Genomic DNA, 17,442 nt, shown 5'->3' with positions numbered 1-17,442 from the left:
ACAAACCGCAAATCGCCGGCACCGTCCCGGCCCGCATCACCAGCCCGCAGGCCAACGACCCTTACGCCGAAATCGACCTGGAAGGGCGCTACCGCGTGAACTTCCTGTTCGACCGCGACACCTGGAAACCCGGCCAGGAAAGTATGTGGCTGCGCCTGGCCCGCCCGTACGCTGGCGACACCCATGGCCTGCACCTGCCGCTGATTCCCGGCACCGAAGTCGCTATTGCCTTCGAACAAGGCGACCCGGACCGCCCCTACATCGCTCATGCCTTGCACGACAGCCAACACGTCGACCACGTGACCTTGCGCAACTACAAACGCAACGTGCTGCGCACTCCGGCCAATAACAAATTGCGCATGGACGACACGCGGGGGCAGGAGCACGTAAAGCTCAGTACTGAGCACAGTGGAAAGAGCCAGCTCAACCTGGGACATCTGGTGGATGCCGGGCGCAAACCGCGAGGTCAGGGGGCCGAGTTGCGCACCGATGGGCATGCCGCTATTCGTGCGGGCAGCGGCATCTTCATCAGTGCTGACGTACAGCCCAAAGCTCAAGGCCAAATGCTTGAAATGAGTGACGCGCTGGCTCGGCTGCAGCAGGCGGGCGATCAGTTAGAGCGCATTTCTGCCGACGCTCAATCGGCCAATGCCGATCCAGCGGATGTGCAGGCGCAGTTGAGGTTGCTCAAACAAGACCTGGAGCAACTCAAGTCATCCGTGCTGCTGCTCAGCGCTCCCCAAGGCATCGCCTTGACCAGCGGCGAGCACCTGCAATTGGCAGCGCAAAATAACCTGATGATCAACGCCGGCGCCGAGGCGGATATCAGTGTGGTCAAGCGCTTGTTCATCGGTGTGGGGCAGGGGGTAAGCCTGTTTGTGCGCAAGCTGGGCATCAAGCTGATTGCCAATCAGGGCCCGGTAAAGATCCAGGCACAAAACGACACGTTGGAGCTGATGGCCCGTCATGGCTTGTCGATCATCAGCACCGAAGATGAAATTTGCATCGTCGCTAAAAAGAAAATCACCCTGAATGCCGGTGGGAGCTACATCACTCTCGATCAGAGCAGCATCGAGTCTGGGACCTTGGGGGACCACAACATCAAGGCGGCGCACTTCGACTTCCTGGGCCCGGCCCAACAAATCCTGGATATGCCACAGCCATCTCAATTGACCGAGCATAAATCCAAGTCCCTAGGACTTACGGAATTCTCTGGCTGATCCCTTTGCAAACCAGGAGTGAATCACACCATGGCCAACTTATTTTCTAATCTATTTGACCTCTTCAGCGCAGGCCGGCCGGCAACAATTTATGTGCCGGAGCCATCGCCGCCTCGGACTCCACAGTCACCGCCTGTCGAGTCTGCGGCACCTGCACAAACGCTGCCCCCAGTGAAAAACTGGAGCCACCCCTTCAAGGACAAGAGCAACCCATTGCTGCAATTAACCCAATTGGCCAAAGCTGCGGCGGGTTACTACCCATTGGGCCGCAATGGTCTTTGGCACGGCGGGGTGCATTTCGACAGTGGCACCGCTGGCACCCTGGAACAACAATCCAGCGTGCATTGCCTGGCCGACGGCGAAGTGGTGGCTTATCGCATTGACGAGCACTCACCGACCACGACCTACTTCGTCGATGAACTGTGCGTACAAAAACCCTTTTCACGCAATTTTGTATTAGTACGCCATCGCCTCGAAGCGCCAAAGATCGAGGGCAGCACGGACGTACCACCCAGCCTGATCTTTTACAGCCTGTACATGCACCTGCAGGATTGGGCGGTTTACCGGGATGACGTTTCCGTTCCACGCCCGGCGTTTTGGTCCGACTCAGAGACCCGACGGGTCAAAGCAACCGCAAGAGAAGTACATACCAGATTTCCAGGGGAGCGGGGTGTGAGGGTGTACGGCCAACCACGCTCAGCCGATGCACTCCTTCTCTTGCCACCGGGTGCGCAGGTGACGGTTAGCGGGGAAGGTGAGTATCGGAAACTAAAGAACACCAACGGTCCGGACATTCTGAAAAATGCCGATGGTTCATTGCGCGGCTATATTTCCTTTGAACATTTAGAGCTCATTGCCGGGGATGAATATCGGGTCGAGGTGAATTTCACCCTCAACGTCCGCGCCGAAGCGAACGCCCACAGCCAGCGTCTTATGCAACTGCCCGATGGCACCGAAGTCGTTGTAAGCGGTGAGGGCACGTTTCGAAAACTGGAGTGGGTGAATCAGTACGTTCATTTCGGCTCACTGGAGGGCGACCGGGAACCCATGGCTGACCGCATCGTGGTTCTCGACCAACCCATAGCGATCAAGGCCGGCGATTTAATCGGTCACGTAGGTGAGTATCAAGGCAACCGTTCCGAGCACCCGGAAAAAAAGCTGCACCTTGAAGTGTTCAGCGCCGACCGCATGGCGCCATTTATCGAAGCCAGCCGCGCCTGGGCACAGCGACTGCCCGCCACTGGTAACACCTGGCTGAAACTTGCCAAGGGCACCGCAGTAGTCGCGCATCAGGAGAGATTCAGCGCGCAGCACCCGCCGTCACCGAGTGCGGTCAGCACACCCTGTGATGCCGATTTATGGGTACCCAAAAGCCTGATCGATGGGCTATCTGCCGAAAATAAAATAGTGATCACGGCGATGGCCGAACGAAAAGCCTGCAACTGGTACCAACTTGATGGACTGCTCCACGGCGCCAACGGCAAGTTGCTTGAGGGCTGGGTACGCGAAGAAGTGGGGGTTACGCCTTGGGTCAATCCCTGGTCGTGGGAGGGTTACGACGTCATCTTCAACTACGACTCCCCTCGGCAAACCTTGGCTTCCTTTTTCCGCGCAGTTGGCCGTTTTAGTGAGGAGCAACTGGAACGCCAAGGCCGCTTGGCCGACTTATCGGATACGGGGCCGATGAAGAGCCGCTTGTACGACATCATCGACCGGGACCGTAATGGACACATAACGGCTGAAGAGTTGAACGATGCGATGAAGTTTCCAGCGCACGTTCAGTCGTTGTCGCAACTGATCATCCACTATGAAAGCGAGTGGCGCTATGAGCCCCATAAGTGGGATGCGCTTGATGAAGTGATTGGCCATAGTGGCTCGACTCCACTGTTGAACTGGCTGGCGGAGAAAGAGCGGATCAAAGAGATCAGTTGGTGGAATGAAGTGGCACCGGGGGTGGGGTTGCCGGCGCACGGACAGGTTTATCACTTGCATCCGGTTGGGTTGCTTAGCCGCTTTGTCGAGGACTCTAAGCTTCAGTTGATAACGTTTGCTATGTTGAAAAAGGCGAAGCCTAGTATTGCTGACTCTTATTGCGATGCAATACTGCCATATCTGAATAAATATGCCGCGCTATATGAAGTCAATACTCCCCTTCGTATTTCTCATTTTTTGGCTCAGGTTGGGCACGAAAGCGGGTTTAAGGTTAGGGAAGAAAATCTAAATTACACACCAGTTCGTATGAGGAAGATTTTTGGCTGTAGAAATAATGAATCTGGCTACGATGATTCAAGGGATGAGTGCATTTCTTTCCCAAGGCTTCGCCCTAAGCTCTGGAGTGAGCCAAGCACGTATGCAAATAATCCCATTAATTTAGGGAGCTATGTTTATGCTAATAGGAACGGTAACGGAGATGAAGCGAGCCGAGAAGGATATAAGTATCGAGGGCGAGGGATTATACAGCTGACTGGGAAAAACAATTACCGAGAGTACTCTCGAATACATAATCAAAAGGATCCTTCTGATCCTAGAGACTTTTTGGATAGCCCTGATTTAATAGTGAGTGATTTGAAGTATGGGGTGGAATCAGCTTTTGTGTGGTGGAGTATGAGTGGGATGAACGATTGGATTGCACGTTCGTACGCTGTAAGAGCAGAAGCAGAGATTGTCGAGCATGTTGCAGACGTTTCGAGAAGAGTGAATGGTGGTGCTATCGGTTTGAAGGAGCGTGTTCGCCTTTTTAATGAGTTGCGCAGAATGATTGAGTTGGAGTCGAGTTTATGAAGAGTGACGTATTTTTATTTGCATTGTTTTGGTTCTCGGTATCTGTTTGTGCGGAAGGTAAAATTTATTCTTTAAGTCCAAGCTATTATGATCTGGATATGGTCGAGTTCGTGTCATTAGATGGTGATCGTGGGAGAACTATAAAAGGTTATTTGGCAGATAAAAATGGGCGGCGGTACAGTATTCCTGATATGTGTGAGCCCGAGGGTGGAGATGCTGAACTAATTGATTCTTACACGGTAAAAGGAAAAGATAGCTATTTTTTATTCACTTGTGGTTGGTCTGTTCAGCATTTCGGGATTGGACTTAATGGGGCGCAGTATGAAACTTTTGTTTATGTTAGGAGGGGGCAGGATCTCTTGGTAAAGGAAGATGAGTTGTCCAGAATTTTGTCAGGTTACGAAGGGCGCCAAGAGGGCGGGGGCAGTAGCTACGTTTGGTACTCCTCTGCGGGTAAAATTGCTAGCGAAAAAATATTGGGGATTGAGTCCGGCAAGCTGTTTGATTCCCTTGTTCTAGCGCATAAAATTGTTATAAGTCGTTTGAGTAATGGGGATATGGAAGCAATAAAAGTCTATCTAAGCTTCGATCGTGTTCAACAACTATTTCAAGACTTTCCAGTCAGTAAGTCTACCGCCGCAGCCTACAATGATTTTGGCTATGCTTTGGGGGAGGCCGGTGAAAATGTTAGGGCTTACGAGATTTTAAAGGAGGTTGAAAAAGCTTCTCCTGATAGAGTGGTTCTAAAGTTGAACATAGCAGACGTGTTATGGGGGTCCGACAAAAATAAGTCAAAGGAGTACTATAAAAAGTACCTTGATTTGATGAGGGGGGCTGGAAAGGAGAGGTTGGTTCCGTTAAAAGTGTTTGAGCGCATTGATTATAACTAAGCGCTTTTGATGAGAGGGGTTCTGTAGTGTTTCATAAAAAGCGTCTGGTGTTAACATTGTCGGGCTGTGTTGTTGGAGGGCGTAGTTAAGTGTTGATGGGCGCAAGGCGTAATGCGGAAAACTGTCCGTGTTATTGGTAATGGGAAATTGTACCCTACATTGATGGGTTTTGATTGAGGTTACGGGGTACGTATAGATGCAGGTATTTAGATGTTGTCGATTGTTATAGGGTGATTTTGTGATGGTGATGCAGGGTTTTAAGGAGTAAGTGTTGTGTGTGGACAGGCTAAAGGGGACTAGTATGAATGTTGCTGGAGTTAGTGGAGCTGCTTTTTTAATTTCTCTAAGCGCGAATACCTTTTTGAGTTGTGCTGAATTTAGCGTGTTTGCCTCTGATGAGGTGATGATCGCTTCGTGCCATCTGAAAGAGAAGGGAAATAAGTCGGCATCTTTTTGTGCTAGCTCTGATAAGGAAATCGTTAATGTTAGGTTGGGGCTGGGTTCAAGTGTGGATTTTAATTCTGTTTTTTCAAGAGCGGCGCCGCTGAGTCGGTGGGTGGACGCTGCGACCTATACTGTTTATTTGGGGTTTAGGCGAGGAGAATACTGTTATGCTTTTGGTGTTCCGCAAGAAACCCTTGGTGCTAAAGCATTTCTATAGGTGAGTAAGAATAATAAATATTTAATGATTTTTGAACGTGTTGATAATCCTTTCGGAGAGAAGGGGTTAGAGAGCGAGGCGATAAAAGAGGTGGCGGATGAACTCGTCAGGGGTAACGATTTTGTATTTCCGCTTAGTAATGGTGTGGGAGATTGAAAAAATGAGCATGATTTTGGGTGACTATCAGTAAGTATGTCTGGAGATGTATCGCAGGGTTAAGGGCGTAACTGATGTGCGCATCAATTATTCGTAGTGCTTATGTCGTCAACTGCAATGTGGGCTTGTCGTTAAGGAGTAGGTTTTTTTGCGGGTACTAATTTGGTGTGTGTCCAATCAGTAAAAGCATTCAATAACTATAAAGGTCTCTGAAGTGTTAGCGGTGGAGGCTCGCACGATAATGATGGCGAAAGCAAAGAGGGCTCTGGCTGTAAAAGGATTAAGAGCTGGAAAAAACCATTATGTGTTAAGTAAACGACCAGCTCCGAAAAATGGGTAAAACATGAAAAACATCATTCGTATCGGCGACAAAACAACTGGCGGTGGCACTGTTCGATCGGGCTCCACCGTCATGATTTTCAGAGGCATTGGTGCTGCTCGCAAGGGTGACCCAGTGGATTGCCCAATCCCGGGCCATGGTCGAACAGAGATTGCCGAGGGGCATCCCACGTTTAACGACCACGGTATTCCGATTGCGTTTTACGGGCATCGTTGCGCTTGTGGCTGCACCTTGATTTCGTCGTTGCCTCAAGTGAGCGCGAGTTAGTCATGCCGGTCAGATTGGATCAAGTCCCGGCACCGTCTCCACGACCTGCGCGGCCGAGGGGCTGGCTTTGGCTAGGTGTACTGCCGCTATTGCTTTTGCTTCTGGGCGCGTGTGGGACATTATCGTTGGGCACTCAATCGTTACGCGAACACCCTTTGAGTTTCTGGGGGCTGGCTTTGGGTGCGCCGCTCTTGGGTTGGTGCTTGCTGAGCTTCGGGCGTGTTTTGCTGTATTTAGGTCAACAGCAGGTTGCTGATGGGTGGGATCAGGCGCGTGAAGAGGAGTTGATCTACAAAGTCCGGCGTGGCCGGCGCGTGCAGCAGGTGTTGGGTGTCAGTCTCCATACGGCCTTGCGAGAGCCGGACACAACAACGCAATTAAGTATCCTGCTCGGCGCAGGCAGGGCGCTCAAGGCTCAACCATCCAGGCCAGGCCAAACTGTTTCGCGTCACAGCTGTATAGCGGGTGATGCTGATGAAACCCCCGAGCAGGCGCTACGACGGGTATTCACGCAGGTGCTTGCCGATCTAGTACCAAGACTGAAGCAGGCGCCCGACGATAGGTCGTTGGCAGTACTGTTGGAAGTTGATAACGCTTTGCCGCAGGACGTATGGCAGCAGATATGGCAGCAGGCATGGGATGAGTCCGGCATCCGTCAGCCTAGTGTGACGTTCGAAGGTAGCGGCCTGGCCGCGCTGGACCAGTGGATCGATCAGCGAACTGGCGATCAGGCGTCATTGTTGGTGGTAGCGGTTCAATTTGCGCCACAGCAGCCAGAAGGAACGGCTGAAGTTGCTGTTGGACTGCTGTTTGGTAACCGCCTGACGCAAACCGCCTTGCCATCTATGGCCTATCTGCACCGCCCGGAGCAGGACCGTGAGCCGACCACCGAAGCCTTGCTCTACGCCGCGCGTCAGGCATTGGATTGGGCGCCACTCGACGCGCAATCAATCGAGCATACATGGCGGGTGGGAATTGATGCGCAACGGGACGAAGTACTGAGTCAAGTCTTGGCCGAAGTGTCGCTCCCGGCGAAGCACAACCAAGGGTTTTTCAACCTGGATACCTTGCTCGGACATCCCGGCAAAGCTTCACCGTGGCTGGCGATTGCTGCCGCAACGCAAACCATTCAGAGCGGCGCTGGGCCGCAATTCATTATCAGCGGGGGCGGCTGTGTTGATGCAGGGCTCTGGAGCACGGTCTTGACGCCTGTGCCATCGCTCTCGAAGTAGGAATTTAGAATGCAGTTTCGACGTGTGGTTTGGTTGACTGTTCTGGCCGTCGTGCTGTTGCTGACCGGTGCGATCCTGGGGGGATTGGTCTGGCAGTATCCCGAGTTGTTTGGGTTTCGGTCCGGCAGTGATCACCAAGCTACGGGATTGTGGGTGATCGCTGCTACGACTTTGGTTCTGTTGGTATGCGTCACTGGCTACCATTTGCTGGGTTATCAGTTGGGGCGGAAGGCTTATCGCTCGCTAGAGGCTGATGATATGCCCCAACCTACGCAGGCTGGCCGTCCTGAATCCCCTGATGCCCAAGCTGTAGTGAGTTCGGTTAGAACCCATTTGCGCGGCCAATACGGTCTCTTCTGGCGCCACAAAGTCCGCCTTCTCCTGGTCATCGGCGAACCCGCCGAAATCGCTGCCGTCGCCCCAACCCTTGCCGATCAGAAGTGGCTCGAAGGCCAAGGCACCCTCCTGCTATGGGGCGGCAGTGCCCAGTCCAGGTTGGATCAATCATTCCCAAACCTATGGAGCGGCCTGAGCCGTTGGCGTTTACTGGACGGTGTGGTCTGGGCCCTGAACAAAACCCAGTCCGCCAATGACGCTGCAATGAGCGCCGGCGTACGCGAGGTACAGCGCCTTGCCCGTGGCCTGAAGTGGCAACTGCCGTTGTACCTCTGGCAGGTTTGCGAAAGTGAGTGGCCTCAAGACACTCGCAAGTCACGCCCAGTGGGTTGCCTGCTGCCCGAGTGCTTCACGGCGGCGGCACTGGAAACCGCGCTGACACGCCTGCTGGAGCCTTTGCGCCGCGAGGGCCTGGCGCAGATCAGCACGGTGATGAAGCACGATTTCCTGCTGCGCCTGTCCCAGGATTTACGGGACGAGGGCATTGCCCGCTGGCGTCACACGCTGGCGCCGCTGGCCGGCGATTTTGCGCAGGGTGTGCCGCTGCGTGGCCTGTGGTTCAGCCTGCCAGTACAGCGTTCAGAGCATGATCGGCAAAATGATTGGTCGGTGGCTCCGGTGTGGAACGGCGTACTCGGCGATAACGCCAGCCACCGTCGGCTGGGCTGGAGCGCGCCGCGTGTCGGGTATGCGTTGCTGCTGGGGCTGGCAGTGTTGTGGGGCGCAGGGCTGCTGCTGTCCTTCGCCAGTAACCGCGTGCAGATCGCCCAGGTACACACTTCATTGGCGGCGTTGCAGCAGGCCGGAAGTCGCGACGAGCAACTGAGGGCGCTGAACGAGCTGGTGCGCGAACTGGCCCGTCTGGATTACCGCGCCGAACACGGCATTCCCTGGTACCAGCGCTTTGGCCTGAACCAAAATCAGGAGCTGCTTGATGTGTTGTGGCCGCGCTACGTCGAAGCCAACAACCGCTTGATCCGTGACCCGGTGGCCGCCCATTTGCAACGCCAACTCAACGCGTTGATCAGCCTGCCTCCGGGCAGCGAACAACGGGCAGCGCGAGCCCAGGAGGCCTACGAGCAATTGAAGGCTTACCTGATGATGGCGCGCCCGCAAAAAGCCGACGCGACCTTCCTGACCAACGCTCTGGCCAACGCCGAGCCAGTGCGCGACGGTCTGTCGCCTAACCTGTGGCAGTTCTACGGTGAACATCTGGCGGCGCATCCGGCCTGGGCGATCAACGCTGACTCAAGGCTGGTTGCCCAGGCCAGGCGGGTTCTGCTCAGCCAGTTAGGCCAGCGCAACGCCGAAACCCATCTGTACCAGCAGGTCCTCGACGCAGCCGCCAATCAATACCCGGAGCTGAGCGTGCAAAACATGGTCGGCGAAACCGATGCGCTGGCGCTGTTTTATACCAACGCCAGTGTGCCGGGCGTGTTCACCCGCCAGGCCTGGGAAGGGCAGGTACGCCAGGCCATCGCTGATATCGCCGAAGCCCGTCGTGAGGAAATCGACTGGGTGCTCAGCGACAACCAAACCGAAATCGCCGCCGAGCTGACCCCGGACGTGCTCAGGCAGCGCCTCACCGAGCGCTATTTTCAGGCTTATGCCAACGCCTGGCTGGATTTTCTCAACAGCGTGCGCTGGCAACACGCCGGCAGCCTGCCCGACGTGATCGACCAACTGACGCTCATGACCGACGTGCGTCAGTCACCCCTGATCGCATTGATGAATACCCTGGCCTATCAGGGTCAGGCTGGTACCCGCCACCAGGCCCTGGCCGACTCGCTGATGAAGTCTGCGCAAAAGCTTGTGGCGAAGGACAAAGTGCCAATGATTGACCCACTGGCACAAACACCGCGTGGTCCGCTGGACGCCACCTTCGGCCCATTGTTGAGCCTCATGGGCCAAGACCCCGAGGGCAACGACCGGTTGAGTCTTCAGGCGTTCCTGACCCGTGTCACCCGGCTACGCCTGAAACTGCAGCAAGTGAGCAACGCCCCCGACCCGCAGGAAATGACTCAGGCCTTGGCACAAGCCGTGTTTCAGGGCAAAAGCGTGGACCTGACGGACACCCAATCCTACGGCAGCCTGGTGGCCGCCAGCCTGGGAGCAGAGTGGAGCGGGGTAGGTCATACGCTCTTTGTGCAGCCATTGAATGACGCGTGGCAGCGAGTCTTGCAACCTTCGGCGGCGGGCCTCAATAGCCAGTGGCAACGCGCGATAGTGCGTGACTGGCAGAGTGCGTTTGCGGGCCGCTACCCGTTTGCTGAAACCACCAGCGATTCCTCGCTGCCCATGCTGGGCCAGATGATCCGCGCCGACTCCGGGCGCATCGAGCAATTTTTACGCAGCCAACTGAGTGGTGTGCTGCGCAAGGAAGGCAGCCGCTGGGTCGCCGACCCACGCCATAGCCAGGGGCTACGGATCAATCCGCAGTTTCTGGCGGCGATCAATCAACTGAGTCATCTGGCCGATGTGATCTATACCGACGGCGGCATGGGGTTGAGCTTCGAACTCCAGGGCAAGGCCGCCCGGGACATCGTACAAACCACCTTCATCCTCAACGGTGAACGGCACCACTACTTCAACCAGAAAGAAAGCTGGCAGCGTTTCAATTGGCCCGGCCGCAGCGACTATCCAGGGGTGAGCCTGAGTTGGACCAGCGTTCATACCGGCGAGCGACTGTTTGGTGATTACCAGGGCACCTGGGGCTTGATCCGCTTGCTGGAAAAAGCCCGAATCACGCCATTGGACGATAGCGACAGTCGCTATCGCATGGTCCTCAAAGCTCCCGATGGCCTAAACCTGACCTGGAGCCTGCGCACCGAACTGGGCGCGGGGCCGCTGGCCTTGCTCAAGTTGCGTAACTTCACGTTACCGCCTCAGATATTCCTCAATGAGGGTGCTGCAAGCGCTCCCTTGGCGCAGAACGGGGGCTTTGAATGAGCCTACACACATTGATTACTCAATGCCTCGGCGACCGCGACGCGATGGCTTTGGCTCGCAGCCAGGCCGACCGCTGGCAACCGTGGCTGCAACCCATCAGCACAGCCGCGCCTGTAGGCGAAGACCCAGGCTATGACGACGACTTCCAGCGCATGCGCGAAGAGGTCAACAAACTGTCCGGAGCGGATGCCGAGCGGGTAGCCCAACTGGCAGAAAAGCTGCTGACCCATACCTGCAAGGATTTGCGCGTGGCCACCTATTACCTGTGGGCACGCTTGCAGAAGGACGGTGAGGCGGGGTTGGCGGATGGCCTTACTTTGCTCGCCGCATTAGTGGAGCGTTACGCAGTCGAAGTGCTGCCGGCACGGCCCAATAGTCGCAAGATGGCGCTGGAATGGCTGGCCAGCGGCAAGGTGTTGGACAGCCTGTCACTGTACCCCGAAGTGGTACGCAGTGAAGCCGAACGCACGGTGGCGGCGCTGGCTTGGCTGGAGAGCGGGCTTGAAGCCTGGCCGAAAGACCAGCGACCGGCGTTGGGGGCATTGTATGGCGCGCTATCCGCTCGATTGACGCAGTCCGGCGGAGTGGATGCGCTGGTGCCGCAGCACAGCGCCAGTCATGACTCAAATACACACACGACGGCGCCGACTGCTACCGCCATTAAGTCCGGGCGCGATCTGTTGGACAGCGGTAGGGCGCTGGCGGGTTATTTACGCGAGCAGCCCCAAGGCTGGCTGGCGGCGCATCGGCTGATGAAGAGTTTGCGCTGGGACACGGTGCACCAGGCGCCGCCTGAGGAAGTCCGCGGCAAAACAAGGCTGGCGGCGCCCCGTGCTGATTATCGGGCGCAGCTGAAACGCCTGTACCTGCAACAAAGCTGGACCGAATTGCTTGACCAGGTCGAGCGGGTGTACGCGGAAGGCGTGAACCACTTCTGGCTGGATTTGCAGTGGTACCTGTACCAGGCGTTGAGCAAACAACCCGCACCCCAGGACAGCTGGGCGGACATCGTCAAGCGTGACTTGGGCATGTTCCTTGAGCGCTTGCCGGGCCTGGAGTTGTTGCACTGGAACGATGGCGCACCGTTCGCTGACGAGACCACCCGTGACTGGATTACCCAGCACGTCAGCGGCAATCGTGCGCAGCAATGGTTGCCCGCACCGAAGGCAGCGCTAACCACCGCAGACGCAGAAATCTTGTCGCTGGAGAGTGAAGCCCTGGCCCAGGCTGACAGCGATGGCGTGGAAATGGCGCTCGCCTGGCTGGCGACCCGGCCCGACGTGCAGACCGGCCGCCAGCGCTGGCTGCTGCGCTTGTTGATGGCACGCGTGGCCGAACAATACGGCAAGAGCGACCTGGCAGTTCATCTGCTGGGAGAGCTGGACGCTACCGCGCAGCACCATGCACTGGCGGTGTGGGAGCCGGACCTGAATTTTGAGGTCAAGGCGCGCCTGCTCAAGCTGTTACGTCTCAAAGCACAGCGCAACGATGCCGACAAGCCCACCCTGGCCCGGCGCACCGAGGCGTTGCTGGCAGCACTGGTAGCGATTGACCCGGTACGCGCTGCGGTGCTCTGCGACTAACCCTCTTTCATCAGGAATTTTTGTGTGAGCATGGACAATTTGACACTGCGCTATTTCGACGCCGAAATGCGTTACCTGCGCGAAGCCGGCAAGGAATTCGCCGAAGCATTCCCGGATCGGGCGGCCCAACTCAACTTGGACAAGCCGGGCGCGCAAGACCCGTATGTGGAGCGCCTGTTCGAGGGCTTCGCGTTCTTGATGGGGCGTCTGCGGGAGAAGCTTGACGATGACTTGCCGGAGCTGACCGAGGGGCTGGTTAGCCTGCTTTGGCCGCATTATTTGCGCACCATTCCGTCGTTGTCGGTCGTGGAGTTGGTACCCGAGCTTGCGCAGATGAAGCGCAGCGAGTCCATTGGTAAGGGCTTCGAGGTGCTGTCGCAACCCATCGGCCCGCAACAGACCCGTTGCCGTTACACCACGACGCAGGATCTGACGTTGCAACCGCTGGCCCTGGAGTCGGTGCGACTGGCCTATGAGCCGGACGGTCGCTCTTTGTTGCGCCTGCGCTTTACCTGCGGTGCGTTGACGGACTGGAGCGAGATTGACCTGAGCCGTTTGCCGCTGTACCTGAATGCCGACGCACCGCTGGCCAGTGCCTTGCACCAGGCGCTGACGCTGAACACCCAAGCGATTTACGTGCGTCTGCCGGACCAGGATGAGCGCCAAACGCTGGACGGCCATTTTGCACCCAAGGGATTCGCCGACGAGGATCGCCTGTGGCCCAAGGGTGATAGTGCGTTCAGCGGTTATCAGTTGCTGCTGGAGTACTTTACCTTCCGCGAGAAGTTCATGTTCGTGACCCTCTGCGGTCTGGAACAACTCAGTCTCACCGCTGGAACGGCCTGGTTCGAACTGGACGTGGTGCTGCGTGAGGCATGGCCGCGGGATTTCAGTGTGAGCAGTGAACACATTCGCCTGCATGCTGTACCGGTAATCAACCTGTTCGCGCTGGAGTCTGACCCCCTGACTCTGGCGCCGTTGCAAACCGATTATCTGTTGCGGCCCATGCGGTTGCAGGACGGTCACACCGAGATTTATTCGGTCGACCAAGTTACCTCGTCAAAGGACGCCGTGCGCCACGGCTATGTGCCATTCAGCAGCTTTCGCCACAAGGGCGGCATGCTGCGTGACGATGCCCCTGAGCGGTATTTCCATACCCGCTTGAAGCGTTCACCCAAGGGCTTGCATGACACCTGGCTGATCCTGGGCGGTGACGGCTTCGAAAAAGATCAGTTAAGCACCAGCGAAAGCCTGTCATTGCGTTTGACCGGCACCAACGGCCTGTTACCCCGCAAGGCCCTGCAAAGCACCTTGCTCGACACCGTGGTGCAGTCCACGCAGGCCGGGCTGCGGGTACGCAACCTGTGCGCCCCCAGTTTGCCGTGCTACCCGCCCAACCGTGATCGTTTTCATTGGCGTGTGCTCAGCCATTTGGGCTCGAACTTCCTGCCAATGCTCGACAGCGCCGAGGTATTGCGCGGCACCCTGGCGCTGTACGACTGGACCGGCAGCGAGCTGAACCGCCGTCGCCTGGAGGCGATTGTTGAGGTTCGCCATCATCTGGTTCAGCGCTTCGAGAAAGGCTTCCTGCTGCGTGGGGTGGATATCGAAATCACCCTCGACGCTAATGGCTTTTCAGGGGAGGGCGACATCAGCCTGTTCGGCGAAATGCTCCATCGTTTCTTTGGCCTGTACGCCGATATTCATTTGTTCAACCAGCTCACGCTGATCCTGCAACCTACTGGAAAGTGCCTGCGATGGAACGAGAACCACAGTCAGCGTATTCCCGGCTGAAAGCCACTGGATTACTCGAAGCGCTGGACGGACAGGTCGCCGAGGCCAACCTTTATCGGTTCTGCCAGTTGCTGGAACAGACGTTGCCCGGCCACCCGCCGTTGGGGAGCACCGCGCACCCGGCGGATGACCCCGTACGCTTTCGGCCCGACCCCGGGATGGGCTTTCCCGCGGGGGAATTGAAGGCCATCGAAACCTGCGAGGACCATCCTGAACGTCCTGCGACGGTGCGCACGCGTTTGCTGGGGCTTTACGGCGTTGACTCGCCGATGCCAACGACCTTTCTGGACGACATCGTCCAGCGTCGCGAAGGTCATGAGGCGCTTGAGGCGTTCCTTGATATTTTCAATCACCGGATCTTCACGCAGTTCTACCGCATTTGGCGCAAGTACTCCTACCCGGCGACGTTCGAGGCGGGTGGCAGTGACGCAACTTCACAATGCCTGCTGGGGCTGATCGGTCTGGGGATTCCCGGCACGGCCAGGCAGATTGCAACGCCAATATCACGCTTCCTGGCGCTGCTCAGCGTGATGCGCCTACCCACCCGTAATGCCGAAGGCATCACTGCGCTGGTCAAACTGCTGGCTCCCAACACGCAGGTTCGAGTGACGCCGCACTGGCCACAAAAAGTGACCCTGGTGCAGCCGGCCAGCTTGTCGAGGAACTACCCGGTGAGTTTGTCTCAGGGGACGCCGCTAGGCAGCGTCGCTCAAGACGTTAACAGTCAGTTGCACCTCGCGCTGTTTACTCAGGACCTGATTGAGGCACGGGGCTGGTTGCCGGGCAACCTGCTGCACAACGACTTGCTGGTATTGCTGCGGGTCTATCTGGGCTGGCGTTGCACCGCGAAATTGCAGCTGTCACTACCGATATGCAGCCTTCCAAAACCGGTGCTGGGCGGCGCGCCGGTACTGCTGGGGATGACCGGCGTACTGGGACTGGGCAGCGACGCCTGGCAGGTTGCGGAACACCAAAAAATCACCATCAATCTGGGCCGATACCAGGGCCTGCACAGCAACCCAAAATTCAGAGAGGCACAGCATGTCACGTACCGTTTTTAATCTATTGAAGGTGGCGGTGCTCGGTGCACTTCTGGGTGGTTGTGGGTTGACTCAGACCGTTACCGACGCCACCACGTCCACGGCCAAGGCCATCTTCTACAAACAAGTGAAGACCTTGCACCTGGACTTTACCGGGCGGGCCGCGACGAACGCCGACGTGATTGACATGCGTGGTTTAACAGTGCCTACGGTGGTGCGTGTGTACCAACTGCGCGACAACAAAGTCATGGATAAGGCTACCTATGACAGTGTGCTGGGCGACGCTGACAACCTGTTGCGTCGCGATCTGTTGGACCAGCACGCACTGGTGATCAAGCCCGGCGAGGGCGCACAGCTTAATGTGCCGCTGGATAAGGACGCTCGGTTCGTTACGGTGGTGGCGTTGTTGCGCACACCTGATACTCAACTGAACACCTGGCGCCTGACCCTGACCCGCGATGATCTGGACCCGGATCGGGCCAGGGTGGTTGAACTCGACAACAATCGGCTGGCCTTGCAACCGTTGGCGAAGGAGTAAGCCGTGAGCGAGTTGAACCCATCGCTTTACGAAATGCTCCTGCAGAATTTCGACGGCGAGCTGGACCTGTACCGCGTCCCGGAAGAGGACCAGCACACCTTGTCGGTGCTGGACAACCTGCAACGCATCCTCAACAGCCGGGCGGGATCGCTCAGTCACCTGCCGGACTATGGCCTGCCTGACATGGGGTTGACCCTGCAAGGATTGCCCGCCTCGGCGCATAGGTTGATGGGTACCCTGGCCGACACCTTGCTCAAGTACGAGCCGCGCCTGGAAGCGGTCAATGTCGAACTGCTGCCGCAGACCCAACCCGGTCATTTGGAATATGCCTTGGACGCGCAACTGAAAAACGGCGAGCGGGTGACTTTCGGCACGACCCTGGCGCCCGAGGGCAAAGTCTTGGTGCGTCACTTAAGGCAGCAGAACTATTTATCGCAGCCGTAAATCTGTAACGGAAGGGAAGCTCGATGACAGCGTTATTTGAGATGCTTATCCGAGTCGGCGGTGACCCGCGCGGCTTCGGTGAATTTACCGTTCTGCGTGATGAGTTGACCAAGCTGAGCCATCCGGCATGCCCGGACGTCGACTGGGTCAAGGTCGAGCAGTTGTGCCTGACGTTGTTCCAGAACAACGGCGCAGAACTGCAAACCGCCGCTTCTTTTGCGTTGGCGCGCAGCCAACGCCACGGCCTGGAAGGCATGGCCCAAGGGGTGACGCTGATTGAGGCGCTGTGCAACGAATGGGCAACGGTCTGGCCGCTGATGGACTCGATGCGTATAGGTATTCTCGCCTGGCTGTTTGCCCAATGGCAGCCATTGTTGCGCAGCCTTGAAATTACCCAGCAGACGCTTCCCCAATTGGCGCGGCTGGGCGCTGAACTGGATCGGTTAGCCGCGCAACTGGATCGTCAGGGGCAAGTGCCTCTTGTCAGCTTGCAGGCGCTGCGTCATCAGATAGGCAGCCTGGTGCAACGCGTTCAACGTAACGTTGCTTCGGGTGAAATGCTGCCAATGTTGACGCGGATGCCCGAACCGGCTTTCGTGATGCCGGTGGTAGTCCTGCCAGCCCACCCGATGCCGGAACTTCCACTGGTTGCCAACAAAACCCGCAAGCGCAGCATTGCCCTTTGGCTGTTTGCATTGGCCAGCTCAATCGCCCTGGGAGTTGGGTTTTGGTGGTGGAGCCAGGCCGCTTCGCCGCCACAGTCGGTACCCGATTCTGTGCACCTGGACAGCCTGTCACTGTTCGATGCCGGTAGCTCCGAGCTCAAGCCTGAGTCGACCAAGGTGCTGATCAATGCGTTGGTCAACATCAAGGCCCAGCCGGGCTGGCTGATCGTGATCGTGGGGCATGCGGACACAACCGGCGACGTCCAGCAGAACCTCCAACTTTCCTACGCCCGTGCCTCGGCGGTACGCGACTGGATGCAACGTATGGGCGATCTTCCGGATAGCTGTTTTGCCGTCCAGGCCGCGGCAGGCAAGCAGCCGATCGCCAGCAATGACACGGCAGGCGGACGAGCAGCCAACCGACGGGTGGATATACGTCTGATGCCGCAGGCGCAGGCTTGTACGCCTGCCTCTACTAATCAATAG

The 17,442-nt window shown here is 57.1% G+C and carries 14 protein-coding genes; all 14 read left to right on the top strand.

The annotated features are described in order from the left end of the window. On the top strand, nucleotides 1–1,220 hold a 1,220-nt coding region (locus CEC48_RS20535), incomplete at its 5' end, for a type VI secretion system Vgr family protein (protein WP_141099695.1). A gap of 30 nt (nucleotides 1,221–1,250) precedes the next feature. After that, nucleotides 1,251–4,001, top strand: a complete 2,751-nt coding sequence (locus CEC48_RS20530) for a hypothetical protein (protein ID WP_141099694.1) — start codon at nucleotides 1,251–1,253, stop codon at nucleotides 3,999–4,001. Further along, complete coding sequence (locus CEC48_RS20525) at nucleotides 3,998–4,891, top strand: tetratricopeptide repeat protein (RefSeq protein WP_088425408.1); 894 nt, start codon at nucleotides 3,998–4,000, stop codon at nucleotides 4,889–4,891. Before CEC48_RS20530 ends, CEC48_RS20525 begins: the two co-directional genes overlap by 4 nt. Nucleotides 4,892–5,192: 301 nt before the next feature. Continuing rightward, nucleotides 5,193–5,552: a hypothetical protein gene (locus CEC48_RS31185; RefSeq protein ID WP_141099693.1), complete on the top strand. Its 360-nt coding sequence runs from the start codon at nucleotides 5,193–5,195 to the stop codon at nucleotides 5,550–5,552. Then, complete coding sequence (locus tag CEC48_RS31620; protein WP_176438746.1) at nucleotides 5,553–5,708, top strand: hypothetical protein; 156 nt, start codon at nucleotides 5,553–5,555, stop codon at nucleotides 5,706–5,708. A 343-nt stretch (nucleotides 5,709–6,051) separates the two neighbouring features. Then, entirely contained in the window at nucleotides 6,052–6,315 is a 264-nt protein-coding gene (locus tag CEC48_RS20520; protein ID WP_088425407.1) for a PAAR domain-containing protein, read from the top strand. Between the two features lie 125 nt (nucleotides 6,316–6,440). Then, on the top strand, nucleotides 6,441–7,547 hold the full coding sequence (locus CEC48_RS20515; RefSeq protein ID WP_256579749.1) for a hypothetical protein: 1,107 nt from the start codon (nucleotides 6,441–6,443) through the stop codon (nucleotides 7,545–7,547). Between the two features lie 9 nt (nucleotides 7,548–7,556). Then, nucleotides 7,557–10,892 carry an ImcF-related family protein gene (locus tag CEC48_RS20510; protein ID WP_176438744.1) on the top strand — a complete coding sequence of 1,112 codons (3,336 nt, stop codon included), beginning with the start codon at nucleotides 7,557–7,559 and terminating at the stop codon, nucleotides 10,890–10,892. Next, a complete protein-coding gene (tssA, locus tag CEC48_RS20505) occupies nucleotides 10,889–12,475 on the top strand; it encodes a type VI secretion system protein TssA (protein ID WP_088425406.1) in 1,587 nt (528 codons plus the stop codon). Before CEC48_RS20510 ends, tssA begins: the two co-directional genes overlap by 4 nt. 24 nt (nucleotides 12,476–12,499) lie before the next feature. Beyond that, nucleotides 12,500–14,269 carry a type VI secretion system baseplate subunit TssF gene (gene tssF / locus CEC48_RS20500; RefSeq protein WP_088425405.1) on the top strand — a complete coding sequence of 590 codons (1,770 nt, stop codon included), beginning with the start codon at nucleotides 12,500–12,502 and terminating at the stop codon, nucleotides 14,267–14,269. Continuing rightward, complete coding sequence (gene tssG / locus CEC48_RS20495) at nucleotides 14,233–15,330, top strand: type VI secretion system baseplate subunit TssG (RefSeq protein ID WP_088425404.1); 1,098 nt, start codon at nucleotides 14,233–14,235, stop codon at nucleotides 15,328–15,330. The genes tssF and tssG overlap by 37 nt, the downstream gene beginning before the upstream one ends. After that, the gene (gene tssJ / locus CEC48_RS20490) at nucleotides 15,311–15,847 is read left to right on the top strand and encodes a type VI secretion system lipoprotein TssJ (protein ID WP_088425403.1); all 537 of its coding nucleotides are present in this window, start codon (nucleotides 15,311–15,313) and stop codon (nucleotides 15,845–15,847) included. The genes tssG and tssJ overlap by 20 nt, the downstream gene beginning before the upstream one ends. A gap of 3 nt (nucleotides 15,848–15,850) precedes the next feature. Beyond that, nucleotides 15,851–16,291, top strand: a complete 441-nt coding sequence (gene tssE, locus CEC48_RS20485; RefSeq protein WP_088425402.1) for a type VI secretion system baseplate subunit TssE — start codon at nucleotides 15,851–15,853, stop codon at nucleotides 16,289–16,291. A gap of 23 nt (nucleotides 16,292–16,314) precedes the next feature. Continuing rightward, the gene (locus tag CEC48_RS20480; protein ID WP_088425401.1) at nucleotides 16,315–17,442 is read left to right on the top strand and encodes an OmpA family protein; all 1,128 of its coding nucleotides are present in this window, start codon (nucleotides 16,315–16,317) and stop codon (nucleotides 17,440–17,442) included.

This window comes from Pseudomonas sp. K2I15 (assembly GCF_002204795.1).
Taxonomy (GTDB): domain Bacteria; phylum Pseudomonadota; class Gammaproteobacteria; order Pseudomonadales; family Pseudomonadaceae; genus Aquipseudomonas.
The sequence above is the reverse complement of the archived record's forward strand: the minus strand, read 5'-3'. Positions and strand labels throughout refer to the sequence as shown.

Bases quoted from the DNA above. Each gene is read 5' to 3' on its own strand.
- CEC48_RS31185 (WP_141099693.1), top strand. From the start codon at position 5,193: ATGAATGTTGCTGGAGTTAGTGGAGCTGCTTTTTTAATTTCTCTAAGC.
- CEC48_RS20510 (WP_176438744.1), top strand. From the start codon at position 7,557: ATGCAGTTTCGACGTGTGGTTTGGTTGACTGTTCTGGCCGTCGTGCTG.
- CEC48_RS20520 (WP_088425407.1), top strand. From the start codon at position 6,052: ATGAAAAACATCATTCGTATCGGCGACAAAACAACTGGCGGTGGCACT.
- CEC48_RS20530 (WP_141099694.1), top strand. From the start codon at position 1,251: ATGGCCAACTTATTTTCTAATCTATTTGACCTCTTCAGCGCAGGCCGG.
- CEC48_RS20480 (WP_088425401.1), top strand. From the start codon at position 16,315: ATGACAGCGTTATTTGAGATGCTTATCCGAGTCGGCGGTGACCCGCGC.
- tssJ (WP_088425403.1), top strand. From the start codon at position 15,311: ATGTCACGTACCGTTTTTAATCTATTGAAGGTGGCGGTGCTCGGTGCA.
- tssA (WP_088425406.1), top strand. From the start codon at position 10,889: ATGAGCCTACACACATTGATTACTCAATGCCTCGGCGACCGCGACGCG.
- CEC48_RS20525 (WP_088425408.1), top strand. From the start codon at position 3,998: ATGAAGAGTGACGTATTTTTATTTGCATTGTTTTGGTTCTCGGTATCT.
- tssG (WP_088425404.1), top strand. From the start codon at position 14,233: ATGGAACGAGAACCACAGTCAGCGTATTCCCGGCTGAAAGCCACTGGA.